The sequence below is a fragment of the Streptomyces shaanxiensis genome, from assembly GCF_039537145.1.
In the GTDB taxonomy this organism is placed as follows: domain Bacteria; phylum Actinomycetota; class Actinomycetes; order Streptomycetales; family Streptomycetaceae; genus Streptomyces; species Streptomyces shaanxiensis.
Genome location: NZ_BAAAZY010000006.1, coordinates 464,023 through 481,578 on the forward strand (window position 1 = coordinate 464,023; position 17,556 = coordinate 481,578).

At 70.3% G+C, this 17,556-nt stretch carries 19 protein-coding genes and 1 riboswitch; of the genes, 9 read left to right on the forward strand and 10 right to left on the reverse strand.

Annotation, left to right across the window (positions count from 1 at the left end):
- Positions 1–41: 41 nt before the first annotated feature.
- The 5 genes from metF to ABD932_RS08875 all read right to left on the reverse strand — a co-directional run bounded on the left by metF (position 42) and on the right by ABD932_RS08875 (position 4,245).
- Positions 42–965 (reverse strand): methylenetetrahydrofolate reductase [NAD(P)H], encoded by a 924-nt coding sequence (gene metF, locus ABD932_RS08855; protein WP_250082564.1) that lies wholly within the window; start codon positions 963–965, stop codon positions 42–44.
- A 219-nt stretch (positions 966–1,184) separates the two neighbouring features.
- Positions 1,185–1,847 (reverse strand): thiamine phosphate synthase, encoded by a 663-nt coding sequence (gene thiE / locus ABD932_RS08860; RefSeq protein ID WP_345010346.1) that lies wholly within the window; start codon positions 1,845–1,847, stop codon positions 1,185–1,187.
- A gap of 326 nt (positions 1,848–2,173) precedes the next feature.
- A complete protein-coding gene (locus ABD932_RS08865) occupies positions 2,174–2,539 on the reverse strand; it encodes an Rv2175c family DNA-binding protein (protein ID WP_126391530.1) in 366 nt (121 codons plus the stop codon).
- Positions 2,540–2,644: 105 nt separating this feature from the next.
- Entirely contained in the window at positions 2,645–3,808 is a 1,164-nt protein-coding gene (locus tag ABD932_RS08870) for an NAD(P)/FAD-dependent oxidoreductase (protein WP_425587428.1), read from the reverse strand.
- 86 nt (positions 3,809–3,894) lie between these two features.
- A complete protein-coding gene (locus ABD932_RS08875) occupies positions 3,895–4,245 on the reverse strand; it encodes an avidin-fold protein (RefSeq protein ID WP_345010351.1) in 351 nt (116 codons plus the stop codon).
- A 52-nt stretch (positions 4,246–4,297) separates the two neighbouring features.
- A riboswitch (TPP riboswitch) is annotated at positions 4,298–4,409 on the forward strand.
- Between ABD932_RS08875 and thiO the strand changes: the two genes are divergently transcribed.
- From thiO to ABD932_RS08905, 6 genes are all read left to right on the forward strand, one after another.
- Positions 4,407–5,573 (forward strand): glycine oxidase ThiO, encoded by a 1,167-nt coding sequence (thiO, locus tag ABD932_RS08880; protein ID WP_345010354.1) that lies wholly within the window; start codon positions 4,407–4,409, stop codon positions 5,571–5,573. It overlaps the preceding riboswitch by 3 nt.
- Positions 5,570–5,782 carry a sulfur carrier protein ThiS gene (thiS, locus tag ABD932_RS08885; protein WP_345010357.1) on the forward strand — a complete coding sequence of 71 codons (213 nt, stop codon included), beginning with the start codon at positions 5,570–5,572 and terminating at the stop codon, positions 5,780–5,782. The genes thiO and thiS overlap by 4 nt, the downstream gene beginning before the upstream one ends.
- A gap of 3 nt (positions 5,783–5,785) precedes the next feature.
- Complete coding sequence (locus ABD932_RS08890) at positions 5,786–6,580, forward strand: thiazole synthase (RefSeq protein WP_345010360.1); 795 nt, start codon at positions 5,786–5,788, stop codon at positions 6,578–6,580.
- A gap of 118 nt (positions 6,581–6,698) precedes the next feature.
- A complete protein-coding gene (gene pknB / locus ABD932_RS08895; RefSeq protein WP_345010363.1) occupies positions 6,699–8,642 on the forward strand; it encodes a Stk1 family PASTA domain-containing Ser/Thr kinase in 1,944 nt (647 codons plus the stop codon).
- Between the two features lie 89 nt (positions 8,643–8,731).
- On the forward strand, positions 8,732–9,634 hold the full coding sequence (locus ABD932_RS08900; RefSeq protein WP_345010365.1) for a deoxyribonuclease IV: 903 nt from the start codon (positions 8,732–8,734) through the stop codon (positions 9,632–9,634).
- Positions 9,635–9,702: 68 nt separating this feature from the next.
- Positions 9,703–10,191, forward strand: a complete 489-nt coding sequence (locus ABD932_RS08905) for a DUF4396 domain-containing protein (RefSeq protein ID WP_345010367.1) — start codon at positions 9,703–9,705, stop codon at positions 10,189–10,191.
- Positions 10,192–10,248: 57 nt separating this feature from the next.
- Here the strand turns inward: ABD932_RS08905 and ABD932_RS08910 are convergent, their stop codons facing one another.
- The gene (locus ABD932_RS08910) at positions 10,249–10,881 is read right to left on the reverse strand and encodes a sulfite oxidase-like oxidoreductase (RefSeq protein WP_345010369.1); all 633 of its coding nucleotides are present in this window, start codon (positions 10,879–10,881) and stop codon (positions 10,249–10,251) included.
- Positions 10,882–11,056: 175 nt separating this feature from the next.
- Between ABD932_RS08910 and bfr the strand changes: the two genes are divergently transcribed.
- Entirely contained in the window at positions 11,057–11,533 is a 477-nt protein-coding gene (bfr, locus tag ABD932_RS08915; RefSeq protein WP_345010371.1) for a bacterioferritin, read from the forward strand.
- A 17-nt stretch (positions 11,534–11,550) separates the two neighbouring features.
- Here the strand turns inward: bfr and ABD932_RS08920 are convergent, their stop codons facing one another.
- Together ABD932_RS08920 and ABD932_RS08925 are read right to left on the reverse strand one after the other, a co-directional pair.
- Positions 11,551–11,787, reverse strand: coding sequence for a (2Fe-2S)-binding protein (locus ABD932_RS08920; RefSeq protein WP_345010373.1), 237 nt, complete (start codon positions 11,785–11,787; stop codon positions 11,551–11,553).
- Positions 11,788–11,943: 156 nt separating this feature from the next.
- Complete coding sequence (locus ABD932_RS08925; RefSeq protein ID WP_345010374.1) at positions 11,944–13,296, reverse strand: class II 3-deoxy-7-phosphoheptulonate synthase; 1,353 nt, start codon at positions 13,294–13,296, stop codon at positions 11,944–11,946.
- 95 nt (positions 13,297–13,391) lie between these two features.
- Between ABD932_RS08925 and ABD932_RS43935 the strand changes: the two genes are divergently transcribed.
- Complete coding sequence (locus ABD932_RS43935; protein ID WP_071528813.1) at positions 13,392–13,448, forward strand: trp operon leader peptide; 57 nt, start codon at positions 13,392–13,394, stop codon at positions 13,446–13,448.
- A 115-nt stretch (positions 13,449–13,563) separates the two neighbouring features.
- Complete coding sequence (locus ABD932_RS08930) at positions 13,564–15,444, forward strand: anthranilate synthase family protein (protein ID WP_345010376.1); 1,881 nt, start codon at positions 13,564–13,566, stop codon at positions 15,442–15,444.
- Here ABD932_RS08930 and ABD932_RS08935 read toward each other — a convergent pair.
- Together ABD932_RS08935 and ABD932_RS08940 are read right to left on the reverse strand one after the other, a co-directional pair.
- A complete protein-coding gene (locus ABD932_RS08935) occupies positions 15,396–16,391 on the reverse strand; it encodes a 2-hydroxyacid dehydrogenase (protein ID WP_345010378.1) in 996 nt (331 codons plus the stop codon). The genes ABD932_RS08930 and ABD932_RS08935 overlap by 49 nt on opposite strands.
- Before the next feature lie 99 nt (positions 16,392–16,490).
- On the reverse strand, positions 16,491–17,519 hold the full coding sequence (locus ABD932_RS08940) for a 6-phosphofructokinase (protein ID WP_345010381.1): 1,029 nt from the start codon (positions 17,517–17,519) through the stop codon (positions 16,491–16,493).
- Positions 17,520–17,556: the final 37 nt, after the last annotated feature.

Genomic DNA, 17,556 nt, shown 5'->3' on the forward strand with positions numbered 1-17,556 from the left:
TTGGCCGCCTACGCAGTGTGACGTATGTCAGGACGGCCGGTCTAGGCCTGCGATGGGTGGTGCAGGCCCAGGTTCTCGTAGATTTCCAGAGTCGCCGTGGAGTTGTTGAGCGTGATGAAGTGCAGTCCGGGCACTCCCTCGGCCAGCAGCCGTGCGCAGAACTCCGTGGCGAACTCGATCCCGATCGAGCGTACAGCCGCCGGATCGTCCTTTGCTGTGAGGATCCGCTCTTTCAGGGCGGCCGGGAACGAGGCGTTGGTGAGGGACGGGATCCGTTCCAGCGTCTTCACGCTGGCAATCGGCATGATCTCCGGAATGATCGGGGTGTCGCAGCCGGCGGCCGAAACACGGTCGCGCAGTCGTAGGTAGTCCTCCGGTTCGAAGAACATCTGTGTGATCGCGTAGTCCGCGCCGGCCCGGCACTTGTCGACGAAGTGACGGACGTCGGTCTCCCAGTCGGCGGAGCGCGGGTGCATCGCGGGGAAGGCCGCGACACCCACGCAGAAATCTCCGGACGCCTTGATCAGTTCGACGAGTTCCGCGGCGTAGGCGAGGCCCTGCGGGTGCCGCACCCAGTCGCCCAGCGGGTCGCCGGGCGGGTCGCCGCGCAGCGCCAGCATGTTGCGGATCCCGGCGTCGGCGTACTGGCCGATGATGTTGCGCAGGTCGGCCACCGAGTGATCGACCGCGGTGAGGTGGGCGATCGGGGTGAGCGTGGTGTCCGACGCGATCGCCTCGGTCGCCTTGACCGTGCCCGCGCGGGTGGAACCGCCCGCGCCGTAGGTCACGGAGACGAAGTCGGGCCCGACGGCCTCGACCCGGCGCAGCGCGTTCCACAGGTTCCGCTCGCCCTTCGGTGTCTTGGGGGCGTAGAACTCGAAGGAATACGTCGTCTTGCCGGTCGCGAGCATCTCGCGCACGGTACGAGCGTGGTCCGACCTGATGGATGCGGTGCCGAGGGCCATACTCGCAGGTTAGCCAGGGCCCCCCGGTCCCCCAACCGCGAACCGGACATTTGCCCGAATTGTCGGGGTGTTGTCCACGCCTTGGACACCCGAGGCCAGAAATGGGCCCTGCGGCGGGGCGGGGCGTACCCCGGGCCGTGGATCGCGGCCGGGCTGACCACTGGCTGAGACACGGTGGTGCGGGAACTGAGACGGGGCCGTCGCGGCCGCAGGGCCCTCCTACAGCTGCCGCAACCGCTTCGCGAACTCCGCCGCCGCCGCTTCGGGGTCGTCCGCCTCCGTGATCGCCCGTACGACGACGACGCGGCGGGCACCCGCTTCCAGCACCTGGTCGAGGTTGGCGAGGTCGATGCCGCCGATGGCGAACCAGGGGCGGTCGGTGCCGAGGGCGGCGGTGTGGCGGACCAGGTCGAGGCCGGGGGCGTGACGACCGGGCTTGGTGGGAGTGGGCCAGCAGGGGCCCGTGCAGAAGTAGTCCACGCCCTCCTGGGCGGCGGCCGCGTCGGCCTCGGACTCGGCGTGTGTGGAGCGGCCGATGAGGATGTCGTCCCCGAGGATCGCGCGGGCGGCGGGGACCGGGAGGTCGCCCTGGCCGAGGTGCAGGACGTCGGCGCCGGAGGCGTGGGCCACGTCGGCGCGGTCGTTGACCGCGAAGAGCTTGCCGTGCCGGGCGCAGGCCTCGGCGAAGACCTCCAGGTGCTCCAGTTCCTCGCCCGCCTCCATGCCCTTGTCGCGCAGCTGCACGATGTCCACACCGCCGGCCAGGACGGCGTCCAGGAACTCCGCGAGGTCGCCCTGCCGCTTACGGGCGTCGGTGCAGAGGTACAGCCGCGCGTCGGCGAGCTGGGTGCGGGCGGTGGCTGCGGTGGCGGTGTCGGACATGCGGTTCCCCCTGGGATCGGGTTGCCGGGCGGGTGGCGTAGGGCCCGTGGCGTCGGGCTCGCGGCGTCGGGCTGGTGCCGGACGGAGGCACGGTAGCCGGAGCCGGGCGGCCGGCCGGGGCCCGGCACCGGGTGAGGGCGCCGTCATATCGATATGTCGATGGCGTACGGGCCGGGCACGTCCCCGAGCCTTGGTCCTTCCAGGGTCTCGGCCCGGCCCCACGGCCGCAGTCGACCGCGACCGTGGCCCGCGGGAACGGCCCCGGCCCATACGCCGCACGGTGTTCGGATCCGGGTGTGCGGATCCGGCTGCTCAGATCCGGGTGCTCAGACGGCGAGCGCCTGGGCGCGGCGCTTCACCTCCGTGCCGCGATTCTCGCTGAGTGCCTGCGCGGGGGTGCCGGGCAGGCTCTCGTCGGGCGTGAAGAGCCACTCCAGCATCTCTTCGTCGGTGAAGCCGTCGTCCCGCAGGAGCGTCAGGGTCCCGGTCAGGCCCTTGACGACCTTGTCCCCGTCGATGAAGGCGGCAGGGACGTGCAGCGCGCGGTTCTCACCACGGCGTACGGCGATGAGCTGGCCCTCCTTGACCAGCTGCCGCACACGCGTCACCTCGACGTCGAGCATCTCTGCGATGTCGGGGAGGGTGAGCCAGGCGGGGACGAGAGCATCGATCTTTGCGTCAATCTCGGTCACGGAAACAAGCCTGCCATCTGCCACTGACAGTCGGAAGTCAGGCCGGTCCACCTGGGAGGACCTGTTGGAGTGACGCGCCGGGCCACCGGCGGTCCGCCACCGCCGCTACGCCACCGCCGCCTTCATCGGCCGCGCCGGGTCCGCGAGCAGTTCCGGGTTCATCGGCGTGCCCGCCTCGATCAGCCGCCGCCCCTGCGCCAGGTCCCTCGGCCGGCCCACCGCCAGTAGGGCGACCAGGCGGTCGTCCTTCAGCCAGCAGACCGTCCACGCCGGGCCCGACGGGTCGCCGCGCCACAGGGTCGTGTCGGCGGCGGCGTGGTGGCCGGCGTACTGGACGAAGCGCCCGAACTGCTCGGACCAGAAGTACGGGACCGGGTCGTAGACCGCGGTGGTCTCGCCGAGGATGTTCGCGGCGACCGTGCGCGGGCCCTGGAGGGCGTTGTCCCAGTGGTGGACCAGCAGGCGGTCGCCATACCTTCCCGAAGGGAAGGAGGCGCAGTCGCCGACCGCGTAGACGTCCGGTACGGAGGTGCGCAGGTGGTCGTCGGCCACGACCTCGCCCTGCGCGCCGAGCTCGATGCCCGAGCCGACCAGCCAGGCCGTGGCGGGCCGGGCCCCGATGCCGACCACGACGGCGCCGGCGGGCAGCCGCGAGCCGTCGTCGAGGAGCACCGCACCGGGTTCGACGCGCTCCACGCGCGCGTGCGTGCGCAGAACGGCCCCACTGTCCGCGTACCAGCGGGTCATCGGCGCGGCCACCTCCGCGGGCAGCGCACCCGCGAGCGGCCGGTCGGCGGCCTCCACGACCGTCACCGCGCAGCCCGCCTCGCGCGCGGCCGTGGCGAACTCCGCGCCGATCCAGCCGGCGCCGACGACCACGATGTCGTGCTGCCGGGCGAGCACCGGCCGCAGCCGCTCGGCGTCGTCCAGGGTGCGCAGCAGATGCACGCCGGGCACGCCCTCCGTGCCCGGCAGCCGGATCGGTTCGGCACCGGTGGCGAGCACGAGGACGTCGTACGGGACGGGCCCGGCCTCGGTGTCCAGCTCGTGGTCGGCGGGGCGCACGCCCAGCACCTCGCACCCCAGCCGCAGTTCGATGCCCAGCGCCTCGAAGTCGACGTCGAAGGCGGAGCCCTCGGCCTTGCCGAGCAGCACGGCCTTGGACAGGGGCGGCCGGTCGTACGGCTGATGGGGCTCGGCGCCGATCAGCGTGACCGGGCCCGTGAAGCCCTGTTCCCGAAGGGCGACCGCCGTCTGTACACCGGCCATGCCGGCGCCCGCGACGACCACCTTCCGCTGCGACTGCGTCGTCTGCTCGCTCACCTGATCACCATAGACAACTGACAATTTGTCAGTCAGGAGTCGTGCTCAGTGACCTGCTCCACAACGCTGGTGCCGCTGCCCGGCTGCGACTCCCACTCCCAGCTCTCCTCCAGCCGCAGCCGCCCGTCGGGCAGCTCGACCACGGTCGACACGCAGTGCCCCGACGACGTCGTCCCGTCCCGCTTCAGCTGCACGTACCGGAAGTCCAGCCGGTCGCCTTCCCTGGTGCCCACGAGATGGCCGCGTACGACGTCGCCGCCCGCGTACCCGGCCCAGATCTCGCCGTCCTTCTCGTGGTACGTGAACCGGGTGCGGGTACCCACCTGACCTGGGGCTTGGTCCGCGACGGGGGCGAGGACGAGACCGTCGAGCGAGCGGGCCATGGCGTGAGGCTCCCTTACTGAGACTTACGGCGGCGGGCTAGGGTGGCCAACGTAGAGCACTCGCGGGAGCCCGGACGCACCGGGCTGAGAGGGAGGCTGGCGGCCTCCGACCGTACGAACCTGATCCGGGTCATGCCGGCGAAGGGAGGGGCTGGACGCCCATGTCGCGTACGCGAACGTCAGACGTCCTTGTCATCGGGGGCGGAATCATCGGCCTGGTCACGGCGTGGCGGGCCACGCAACGCGGGTTCACCACGACCGTCGTGGACCCCGATCCGGGCGGCGGCGCCGCCCAGGTGGCCGCCGGAATGCTGGCCGCCGTCACGGAACTGCACTACGGCGAGCAGACCCTGCTGGGCCTGAACCTCGCCTCGGCCCGCCGCTACCCGGACTTCGCGGCCGAACTCACCGAGCTCACCGGCCACGACCTCGGCTACCGGCGCTGCGGCACGCTCGCCGTCGCGCTCGACTCCGACGACCGCGCCCATCTGCGGGAACTGCACACCTTGCAGCGCCAGTCGGGGCTGGACTCGGAGTGGCTGTCGGGGCGTGACTGCCGACGCCTGGAGCCGATGCTCGCGCCGGGCGTGCGTGGCGGGCTCAGGGTCGACGGCGACCACCAGATCGACCCGCGGCGGCTGGCCGGGGCGCTGGTGGCCGCGTGCGAGCGCGCCGGTGTGGTCTTCCACCGGACCTGGGCCGAGCGCCTCGACGTCGTACGGGACCGGGCCGCCGGTGTCACCGCGTCGGACGGCACCGCGCTGGGCGCGGGCCAGGTGGTCCTCGCGGCCGGCAGCCTCAGCGGGCGGCTGCCCGGGGTCCCGGAGCACGTACTGCCTCCCGTACGCCCTGTGAAGGGGCAGGTGCTGCGGCTGACCGTACCGAAGCGGTACGCGCCGTTCCTGAGCCGGACCGTGCGTGCCGTGGTGCGCGGCAGCCAGGTGTATCTGGTGCCGCGCGAGAGCGGGGAGCTGGTCGTCGGGGCGACGAGCGAGGAGCTGGGCTGGGACACGACGGTGACCGCGGGCGGGGTGTACGAGCTGCTGCGCGACGCGCACGAGCTGGTGCCCGGCATCACGGAACTGCCGCTCACCGAGACGCGGGCCGGCCTGCGCCCCGGCTCCCCCGACAACGCGCCGCTGCTCGGCCCGACCGAGCTGGACGGGCTGCTGCTGGCCACCGGGCACTACCGCAACGGCGTGCTGCTGACACCGGTCACCGGGGACGCCATGGCACACGCACTGGCCACGGGTGAACTCCCGGACGAGGCACGGCCGTTCACGCCCAGGCGGTTCAGTGCCGCCGCACTCACGGAGCTGCCCGCATGAACATCCCGGTCACCATCTCGGTCAACGGCGAGCGTCGGCAGATCGAGCCGGGAACGGCTCTCGACACGCTCGTGCGGTCCCTCACCGCGGCGCCCTCCGGAGTGGCCGCCGCCCTCAACGAAACCGTCGTCCCGCGCGCGCAGTGGGCGTCGACGTCCCTCTCCGAGGGAGATCGCGTCGAGGTCCTCACCGCCGTCCAAGGAGGCTGAACCATGGCCGACGATCCCTTTGTCATAGGCGGTACGTCCTTCACCTCCCGCCTGATCATGGGCACGGGCGGGGCGCCCAGCCTGGAGGTTCTGGAACGGGCGCTGGTGGCGTCCGGGACGGAGCTGACGACGGTCGCGATGCGGCGGGTCAACCCGGACGTGCACGGCTCCGTCCTGTCCGTGCTGGAGAAGCTCGGCATCCAGGTCCTGCCGAACACGGCGGGCTGCTTCACGGCGGGAGAGGCCGTGCTGACGGCCCGCCTCGCACGCGAGGCGCTCGGTACGGATCTGATCAAACTGGAGGTCATCGCCGACGAGCGGACCCTGCTGCCGGATCCGATCGAGCTGCTGGACGCTGCGGAGACGCTGGTGGACGACGGGTTCACCGTGCTGCCGTACACCAATGACGACCCCGTGCTGGCGCGGAAGCTGGAGGACGTCGGCTGTGCGGCGATCATGCCGCTGGGGTCGCCGATCGGGTCCGGGCTCGGCATCCGCAACCCGCACAACTTCCAGCTGATCGTGGAGCACGCGCGCGTGCCGGTGATTCTGGACGCGGGTGCCGGTACGGCGTCGGACGCGGCGCTCGCGATGGAGCTGGGGTGCGCGGGTGTGATGCTCGCCTCCGCGGTGACGCGGGCTCAGGAACCGGTGCTGATGGCCGACGCCATGCGGCACGCGGTGGAGGCGGGGCGGCTGGCGTACCGGGCGGGGCGGATTCCTCGACGGCACTTCGCGGAGGCGTCGTCTCCGGCGGCGGGCATGGCTCGGCTGGACCCGGAACGCCCCGCGTTCTGAACGAATGTTCGACAGAACCATTCGGCCAGTGAGGCGTCCGTCACAGCTCGGCTCCAGTCCCGCTCCGATCATGTCCGAACGGGCAGGGCTGTCAGCGTCGGCTCGTACACTCGCCTGCGTGGATACGACCCTTCAGGACCCTCTGGTCGGGCAGGTGCTCGACGGCCGGTATCGCGTGGACGCGCGGATCGCGGTCGGCGGGATGGCCACGGTCTACCGGGCCGTGGACACCCGCCTCGACCGCGTCCTCGCGCTCAAGGTGATGCATCCCGCGCTGGCGGTCGACGGGGTGTTCGTCGAGCGGTTCATCCGTGAGGCGAAGTCCGTCGCCCGGCTCGCGCACCCCAACGTCGTACAGGTCTTCGACCAGGGCACGGACGGGTCGTACGTCTATCTCGCCATGGAGTACGTCGCGGGCTGCACCCTGCGTGACGTCCTGCGCGAGCGCGGGGCGCTGCAGCCCCGGGCCGCCCTGGACATCCTGGAGCCGGTGCTCGCCGCGCTCGGCGCCGCGCACCGCGCCGGGTTCGTGCACCGGGACATGAAGCCCGAGAACGTGCTCATAGGGGATGACGGACGGGTCAAGGTCGCCGACTTCGGTCTCGTGCGGTCCGTGGACACCGTGACCAGCACCACCGGTGCCGTACTCGGCACCGTCTCCTATCTCGCGCCCGAGCAGATAGAGCAGCCCGGCGCCGCCGACGCCCGCGTCGACGTGTACGCGTGCGGTGTCGTCCTCTACGAGATGCTCACCGGCGACAAACCGCACGACGGCGACTCCCCCGCCGTGGTGCTCTACAAGCACCTGCACGAGGACGTCCCGCCGCCCTCGGCGATCGCGCCGGGCCTGGCGTACGAGCTCGACGAGTTGGTCGCGTCGGCCACCGCGCGCACCCCGGACATCCGCCCGCACGACGCCGTGGCGCTGCTCGCGCAGGCCCGCGAGGTGCGCGCGGCGCTGAGCGCGGACCAGCTGGACGCGGTGCCGCCGCAGGCGCTCACGGCGGAGCACAGCAACGCCGACGACCGTACGACCGTGATCCCGCGCGCCCTGAACATCCAGCGGCCGCTGCCGGTGAACGAGGACGAGCCGGATCGCGAGGCCGTCCTCAACCGGACCAGCCGGCTGGCGACACCTCCGCCTCCGCCGCCCGGGCGCCGGTCACGGACCTCGCGCGCGCCGCGCGGCCCGCTCGTCATCGTCGCTGCCGTCCTGCTGGCCCTCGGTCTCGGTGTCGGCATCTGGTACATCAACTCCGGGCAGTTCACCAAGGTCCCGCCGCTGCTCTCCAAGACCGAGGCGCAGGCCAAGGACCGGCTGGAGGACGCCGGGCTGGAGCTCGGAAAGGTCGAGCGCTCCTACAGCGACACCGTCGAGCGGGGCACCGTCATCAGCACGGACCCCGGATCGGGCGCCCGCATCCGGCACAACGACTCCGTGAACCTGGTCATCTCGGCGGGCCCGGAGACCGTGAAGGTGCCCGACCTGGAGGGTTACAAGCTGGACAAGGCGCGGTCCGTGCTCAAGGACAGCGGCCTCGAACCGGGCATGGTGAACCGGACCTTCAGCGACGACGTCCCCAGGGGCTTCGTGATCTCCTCCGATCCCGGGAACGGCACCAAGGTCCGCTCCGGCTCCGCGGTCGCGCTCACCGTCAGCAAGGGCAGCCCGGTGGACATCCCGGACGTCACCGGCGAGAGCCTGGCGGACGCGCGGGCCGAGCTGGCGGAGGCCGGCCTGAAGGTGAAGGTCGCCTCCGCGCGGGTCAACTCCGACTTCGACGCGGGCCAGGTCGCCCAGCAGTCGCCGGCGAACGGCCGCCAGGCCGCCGAGGGCGACACGGTGACGCTGACGCTGTCCAAGGGCCCGGAGATGATCGAGGTCCCGGACGTGGTCGGCGACAACGTCGACGACGCCACGGCCGAGCTGAAGGCCGCCGGCTTCGAGGTCGACGAGGACCGGGGGCTGCTGGGGCTGTTCGGCGACACGGTCAAGAAGCAGTCCGTGGACGGCGGAGAGACGGCACCGAAGGGGTCGACGATCACGATCACCATCCGGTGAGGCACGATCACCATCCGGTGGGGAGGATCCTGTACTGCTCCTCACCGGCCGGTGACCGGGCGGGCCGAGCCGCATGACACCCTGATTGGGTGAGAAGTCAGCAGTCCGGCACCGCCCTCGCGGGCCCCTCCCGCAACCCCGTCGGCGGCCACGTCCCCGTGGCCGGCGGCCTCAGCTCCGTCGGGCTCACCTACGCCCACGACCTCAAGGCGGAGACCGTCCAGGTCTTCGTCGCCAACCCGCGCGGCTGGGCCACGCCCGCCGGGAATCCGCGGCAGGACGAGGAGTTCCGCACGGTCTGCGAGGCCGAGTCGATCCCGGCGTACGTCCATGCGCCGTACCTGATCAACTTCGGCTCGCACACCGAGGCGACGGTCGAGAAGTCGGTGGAGTCGCTGCGGCACTCGCTGCGGCGCGGGCGGGAGATCGGGGCGCTCGGCGTGGTCGTCCACACGGGCAGCGCGACCGGCGGCCGGGAGCGCTCGGTCGCCCTGAAGCAGGTGCGCGAGCACCTGCTGCCGCTGCTCGACGAGCTGACCCACGACGACGACCCGTACCTGCTCCTGGAGTCCACCGCCGGACAGGGCTCCTCGCTCTGCTCGCGCACCTGGGACTTCGGGCCGTACTTCGAGGCGCTGGACGCCCATCCGAAGCTGGGCGTCTGCCTGGACACGTGCCACATCTTCGCCGCCGGTCATGACCTGACCGGCCCGTCCGGCATGCACCAGACGCTCGACCTGCTGGTGGACACCGTCGGCGAGGGCCGGCTGAAGCTGATCCACGCCAATGACTCCAAGGACGTCGTCGGCGCCCACAAGGACCGGCACGAGAACATCGGCGCAGGTCACATCGGCGAGGACCCATTCCGGGCGCTGATGACGCACCCGGCCACCGCGGGCGTACCGCTGATCATCGAGACGCCCGGCGGGAAGGAAGGGCACGCGGCGGACGTGGAGCGACTGAAGAAACTCCGGGATTCCCAGCCGGAGTAATGAATACCCCCGGGGGGTATACGGTTCTTTCTCGATGCGGGAACCGTGACCTGGCATTGGGGGCACTCATGGAGCACGAAGCGCACACGGCACACGCACACCACCACGAGGTGGCCGCGACAAGCACCTGGGCGATGGCCGTGCGGGCCACCCTGCACTGCCTCACCGGCTGTGCGATCGGCGAGGTGCTGGGCATGGTGATCGGCACCGCGCTCGGCTGGAGCACCGTGCCGACGCTGATCCTGGCGATCACCCTCGCCTTCTTCTTCGGCTACGCGCTCACCCTGTGGGGCGTGGTGAAGGCGGGCGTCGGCCTGCGGGCCGCGCTCAAGGTGGCGCTGGCCGCGGACACGCTGTCCATCGCCGTGATGGAACTGGTCGACAACGGCGTGATCGTGCTCTGGCCGGGCGCCATGGACGCCGAGCTCACCGACCCGCTGTTCTGGTGGGTGCTGGCGATCGCGCTCGCCGTCGCCTTCGTGCTGACGACGCCGGTCAACAAGTGGATGATCGGCCGGGGCAAGGGGCATGCGGTGGTACACCAGTACCACGGCTGAAATCCCGAACGCCCAGCCAAAAGAAACGCCACACAGCCAAAAGAACTGATGCAGGAGTCAGAGCTCGGGCCCGTCCCCGGGCCCCTCCTGGTACGAGTAACGCTGCTCTTTCCACGGGTCCCCGATGTTGTGATACCCGCGCTCCTCCCAGAACCCGCGACGGTCGGCCGTCATGTACTCCACGCCGCGGACCCACTTGGGCCCCTTCCAGGCGTACAGATGGGGGACGACCAGACGGAGGGGGAAGCCGTGCTCCGCCGTGAGCAGTTCGCCGTCCTTGTGGGTGGCGAAGATCGTGCGCTCGGAGGCGAAGTCGGCGAGGCGGAGGTTGGAGCTGAAGCCGTACTCCGCCCACACCATCACATGGGTGACGGCCGGGGCGGGCGGGGCGATCTCCAGGATCGTACGGGCCGGGATGCCGCCCCACTCCGCACCGAGCATGCTGAACTTCGTGACGCAGTGCAGATCGGCGACGACGGTGGTGTACGGCAGGGCCGCGAACTCCTCGTGGGTCCAGCAGTGCTTCTCGCCGTCGGCGGTGGCCCCGAACACCCTGAACTCCCAGCGTTCAGGGCGGAACTTCGGGACGGGGCCGTAGTGCGTGACCGGCCAGCCGCGCTGCACTCGCTGCCCCGGCGGAAGCTCGGAGTGTGCTGCTGCTCCACTTTCGCGCTCCACCGGCTGACCCATGAGTCCATCCTGACAGACCCGAAGCAGTGCACCTGACCCCACCCACTCCGATTCCGCCCAAACTGGACTAAGCATGCACTTACTTACTAAGTGAAGACTTACTGGACGATCTTTCTCGCCGGTGCAATCATGCGGCGCAACCTGCCAGTTCCCCCGCTTGGAAGGAGCCTCTGCCATGCAGGGCGACCCCGAGGTCCTCGAATTCCTGAACGAGCAGCTGACCGGCGAGCTCACGGCGATCAACCAGTACTGGCTGCACTACCGGATCCAGGACAACAAAGGCTGGACCAAGCTCGCCAAGTACACGCGTGAAGAGTCCATCGACGAGATGAAGCACGCGGACAAGCTCACCGAGCGCATCCTCATGCTGGACGGCCTGCCCAACTATCAGCGGCTGTTCCATGTACGGGTCGGCCAGACGGCCACCGAGATGTTCCAGGCCGACCGACAGGTCGAGGTCGAGGCGATCGACCGCCTCAAGCGCGGTATCGAGGTGATGCGGACCAAGGGCGACATCACGTCCGCGAACCTCTTCGAGTCGATCCTCGAGGACGAGGAGCACCACATCGACTACCTGGACACGCAGCTGGAGCTCATCGACAAGCTCGGTGAGGCGCTCTACCTCGCGCAGCAGATCGAGCAGCCGAGCTAGGGCTTACCGGACAGGCCCTAGGCGGCCTCGTCCAGTTCGGTCTCCAACTCGGACAGCACCGGCCGGCCCCGGTCGGCCAGCTCACGGCGCGGGCACGCACCCCTGCCCAGAAGCGCCTGAATACGGCGTACGCAGGATCCACAGTCCGTGCCCGCCTTGCAGGCGGACGCTATCTGTCGGGGCGTACAGGCACCGTTCTCCGCGTGCTGCTTCACCTGCTGCTCGGTCACGCCGAAGCAACTGCAGACGTACACGCGGATCACCTCCCGCCGGGATCGAAATCGTGCCATCCCCTTGATCGGTGAGGCTAACCTAACCTTACCCGTCGCACAGGAACCGTAAAAGTGGAGTGGGGCGCGGATCGTATGTGATCCGCGCCCCACTCCACATGCCGGTAACAGCCGAACCCGTTACTGGTCCCTGTACATCTCGGCGACGAGGAACGCCAGGTCCAGCGACTGGCTGCGGTTGAGCCGCGGGTCGCAGGCCGTCTCGTAGCGCTGGTGCAGGTCGTCGACGAAGATCTCGTCGCCGCCGCCCACGCACTCGGTGACATCGTCGCCGGTGAGCTCCACGTGGATGCCGCCCGGGTGGGTGCCGAGGCCCTTGTGGACCTCGAAGAAGCCCTTGACCTCGTCGAGCACGTCGTCGAAGCGGCGGGTCTTGTGGCCGGAGGCCGCCTCGAAGGTGTTGCCGTGCATCGGGTCGGTCACCCAGGCCACCGTGGCACCGGAGGCGGTGACCTTCTCGACCAGCTCGGGGAGCTTGTCGCGGACCTTGTCCGCGCCCATGCGGACGATGAAGGTCAGCCGGCCCGGCTCGCGCTCCGGGTCCAGGCGGTCGATGTACTGCAGCGCGTCCTCGGCCGTCGTCGTCGGGCCGAGCTTGATGCCGATCGGGTTGCGGATCTTCGAGGCGAACTCGATGTGCGCGTGGTCCAGCTGCCGGGTGCGCTCACCGATCCAGACCATGTGGCCCGACACGTCGTACAGCTGGCCCGTACGCGAGTCGACCCTGGTCAGCGCGGACTCGTAGTCGAGCAGCAGCGCCTCGTGCGAGGCGTAGAACTCGACCGTCTTGAACTCCTCCGGGTCGGCCCCGCAGGCGTGCATGAAGTTCAGCGCGTTGTCGATCTCGCGCGCCAGCTGCTCGTAGCGCTGGCCGGACGGGGACGACTTCACGAAGTCCTGGTTCCAGGCGTGCACCTGGCGCAGGTCGGCGTAGCCGCCGGTGGTGAAGGCGCGCACCAGGTTGAGCGTGGAGGCGGACGCATTGTACATCCGCTTCAGCCGCTCGGGGTCCGGGACGCGGGCGGCCTCGGTGAAGTCGAAGCCGTTGACGGAGTCGCCGCGGTAGGTCGGCAGCGTCACGCCGTCGCGGGTCTCGGTCGGCTTGGAGCGCGGCTTGGAGTACTGGCCGGCGATACGGCCGACCTTCACGACCGGCACCGAGGCGGCGTACGTCAGCACGGCGCCCATCTGGAGCAGGGTCTTGAGCTTGTTGCGGATGTGGTCGGCGGACACGGCGTCGAAGGCCTCGGCGCAGTCGCCGCCCTGGAGGAGGAACGCCTCTCCCTTGGCGACGGACGCCATCCGGGCGCGCAGCTGGTCGCACTCGCCCGCGAAGACGAGCGGCGGATACGACTCCAGCTCCGCAACGACTGCGCGCAGAGCCTCGGGGTCGGGGTACTCGGGCTGCTGCGCCGCGGGCAGGTTTCGCCAGGTGTTGCCAGCGCTCGCGCTGGTCTTAGCGTTCACGGTCACGCCTCAACATTACGGGGTCGTGTCGGGCGTCCTGCCCCATGCCCAGCAATTGAGACACGAGGTACACGACTCGGACATGGGGTAGGGTGCCTGGCATGTTCGCGCACTCGACCCAGAACTGGTGGTGGACCGCTCATCCGGCGGCCCACTGACTGCGCGTACGCAAGACTTCGCGAAGGCCGCCCGAGGGGCGGCCTTCGGCGTTTCCCGGGGTCGTTCCTCTCCCACTGAGTACCACCGAGTCTCACTGAGAAGGAGCACGGACCCATGAACCTGCTCGGCTTGCTGGACGATCCCCGCCCGTTCGCCCTGCTGCGCCGCCGCACACCGGGCCATGAGCACGACACGGTCGAGGTCCTGATCGGCCCGGTCAGCACATACGACCGCCTGGCCGACCTCCCCGACGAGGGCCTCGCCCTCGTCCCCTTCCGCCAGATCCGCGAGCGCGGCTTCGACGTCCGCGACGACGGCACGCCCCTGACGGTGCTGACGCCCGAGGAGTCGTATGGCGTTCCGCTCGCCGACGCCCTGGAGCAGCTCCCGTCGCACGACGTGCGCGTCGAAGGCGGTGGCTTCGACGTCGGCGACGAGGAGTACGCGGAGATCGTCGGGCGCGTGCTGCGGGAGGAGATCGGGCGGGGCGAGGGCGCGAACTTCGTGATCCGGCGGACGTACGAGGGGGAGATCGCCGGGTTCGGACGCGCCGATGCCCTGAGTCTCTTCCGGCGGCTGCTGGTGGGCGAGCGGGGCGCGTACTGGACGTTCGTCGTGCACACAGGGGAGCGGACACTGGTCGGGGCGAGCCCCGAGGTGCATGTGCGGATGTCCGGCGGCACCGTCGTCATGAACCCGATCAGCGGGACGTACCGCTATCCCGCCGAGGGGCCGACGCCCGAGCATCTGCTCGACTTCCTCGCCGACGGCAAGGAGATCGAGGAGCTGTCGATGGTCGTCGACGAGGAGCTCAAGATGATGTGCACCGTCGGCGACATGGGCGGGGTGGTCGTCGGGCCCCGGCTGAAGGAGATGGCCCACCTCGCGCACACCGAGTACGAGCTGCGCGGGAAGTCCTCGCTGGATGTGCGGGACGTCCTGAAGGAGACCATGTTCGCGGCCACCGTGACCGGCTCGCCGGTGCAGAACGCCTGCCGGGTGATCGAGCGGCACGAGGTCGGCGGGCGCGGGTACTACGCCGGTGCGCTGGCCCTGATCGGCCGGGACTCCGGTGGCGCCCAGACCCTCGACTCCCCCATCCTCATCCGCACCGCCGACATCGACGCGGACGGCGGGCTGCGGGTGCCGGTCGGCGCCACGCTCGTGCGCGGGTCGGACCCGGCGAGCGAGGTCGCGGAGACCCATGCCAAGGCGGCGGGGGTGTTGGCGGCGCTGGGCGTACGCCCGTCCCGGTCGAGTGAGGAGCACGCGCGCGTGCATCTCGCCGACGACCCACGCGTGCGTGCCGCGCTCGACGGACGCCGGGCCTCGCTGGCCCCGTTCTGGCTGCGGATGCAGGAGCGGTCCGAGGAGCTCACCGGACACGCCCTGGTCGTGGACGGCGAGGACACCTTCACGGCGATGCTGGCCCATGTGCTGCGGTCCAGCGGCCTGGAGGTGACGGTACGGCGCTACGACGAGCCCGGCCTGCGGGAGACGGTGCTCGCGCACGAGGGGCCGGTCGTGCTCGGCCCCGGGCCGGGCGACCCGTCCGACCGCACCGACCCGAAGATGCGGTTCCTGCGGGACCTGACCGCCGAGGTCATCCGCAACCACCGGCACGGCGTGCTCGGCGTCTGCCTCGGGCACGAGCTGATCGCGGCCGAGCTGGGGCTGGAGATCGTCCGGAAGGAGGTGCCGTACCAGGGGGCGCAGACGACGATCGACCTGTTCGGGCGGCCGGAGACGGTCGGCTTCTACAACAGCTTCGTGGCGCGCTGCGACGACGAGGAGTACGCGGAACTCGCCGAGCACGGCATCGAGGTCAGCCGGGCCGACAACGGGGAAGTGCATGCCGTACGGGGCGGGGGCTTCGCCGGTGTGCAGTTCCACCCCGAGTCGATCCTGACGCTGAACGGCGCCGCCGTCGTACGCGATCTGGTGGGTCAGCTGCGCGGCACCAGCACGTTCTCGGAGCGGCGGCCCGCCCTGTAGTCGAGGACGTTCTTCAGCGTGGTCTCGATGATCTGCCCGACGGCGTCCCGGGTGTAGTACGCCTGGTGCGAGGTGACCAGGACGTTCGGGAAGGTGACGAGGCGGGCCAGGGTGTCGTCCTCGACGGCCTGGAGGGACTTGTCGAGGAAGAACAGGCCCGCCTCCGCCTCGTACACATCCAGGCCGACTCCCGTGAAGCGGCCCTCGCGCAGCTCGTGGACGAGGGCCGCGGTGTCGATGAGGCCGCCGCGGCTGGAGTTGATGAGGATCGCGTCGTCCTTCATCGACTTCAGGGCGTCCGCGTCGATGAGCCGACGCGTCTCCGGCAGGAGCGGGACGTGCAGGCTGACCAGGTCGGACTCGGCGAGGAGCTGCTCCTTGGGGACGTAGCGCATGCCTAGTTGCAGGCAGGCGGGGTTCTCGGCGACGTCCCAGCCGAGCAGGTGCATGCCGAAGCCGTGGGCGATGCGGGTGAAGGCCTCGCCGATCTTGCCGGTGCCGAGGACGCCTGCGGTGCGGCCGTGCATGTCGCGGCCCATCAGGCCGTCGAGGCGGAAGTCGAAGTCACGCGTGCGCGTGGAGGCGCGGACGATGCGGCGGTTGACCGCCATGGCGAGGGTCCAGGCGAACTCGGCCACGGAGTGGGGCGAGTAGTACGAGACCCGGGCGACCGTCATGGCGAGGCGCTCGGCGACCTTGAGGTCGATGTTGTTGAAGCCGGTGGAGCGCTGGGCGACCATCCGGGTGCCGCCGGCCGCGAGGGTCTGCAGGACGCGATGGCCGAGGTCGCAGTTGACGCTGGTGCAGACCACCTCGTAGCCGGTGGCGATCGGGGCGGTGTCCTCGTTGAGGAAGACGTCCAGGCAACGGACCTCGTGATGGCCCTGGAAGGCCCGCTCGATCAGGGGCTTCTCGTCCGCCTGCACGCCGAAGGCGAGAATCTCCAAGGCTGCTCCCGTTTCATAGGGGCTATGGGCCGAATATACGACCCATAACCCCGTGTCGCCGGGCGGAAAGCAGCCGTCGGAAACCGCTCGGCCGCCCGGTCAGCCGAAGAAGACCCCGACCTCCTCGTACAGCTTCGGATCCACCGTCTTCAGCTTGGCCGTGGCCTCCCCGATCGGGACGCGGACGATGTCCGTGCCGCGCAGGGCGACCATCTTGCCGAAGTCGCGGTCGCGGACCGCCTCGATGGCGTGCAGCCCGAAGCGGGTGGCGAGCCAGCGGTCGAAGGCGCTCGGGGTGCCGCCGCGCTGGATGTGCCCGAGGACCGTCGTACGGGCTTCCTTGCCCGTACGCTTCTCGATCTCCTTGGCCAGCCATTCGCCGACCCCGGAGAGCCGGACGTGTCCGAAGGAGTCCAGCGACTGATCCTTCAGCACCATGTCGCCGTCCTTCGGCATGGCGCCCTCGGCGACGACCACGATCGGGGCGTACGACGCCTTGAAGCGCGAGGTGATCCAGGCGCAGACCTTGTCGACGTCGAAGCGCTGCTCGGGGATGAGGATGACGTTGGCGCCGCCGGCCAGGCCGGAGTGGATGGCGATCCACCCGGCGTGACGGCCCATCACCTCGCAGACCAGGACGCGCATATGGGACTCGGCGGTGGTGTGCAGCCGGTCGATGGCCTCCGTCGCGATGCCCACGGCGGTGTCGAAGCCGAAGGTGTAGTCGGTGGCGGACAGGTCGTTGTCGATCGTCTTCGGCACGCCGACGCAGGGCACGCCGTACTCGTCGGACAGCCGGGCGGCGACGCCGAGGGTGTCCTCGCCGCCGATGGCGATGAGCGCCTCGACCTCCTGCTTGGCGAGGTTCTCCTTGATCCGGCGGATGCCGTCCTCCTGCTTCAGGGGGTTGGTGCGCGAGGAGCCGAGGATGGTGCCGCCGCGGGGCAGGATGCCGCGCACGGCGGGGATGTCGAGACGGACGGTGTCGTTGTCGAGCGGACCTCGCCAGCCGTCCCGGAAGCCGACGAAGTCATAGCCGTACTCCTGCACGCCCTTGCGGACGACGGCCCGGATGACGGCGTTGAGACCGGGGCAGTCGCCGCCTCCGGTCAGTACTCCGACCCGCATGGAAATGTCCCTTCGCCGCGGTTGCCTGGTGAGGTCA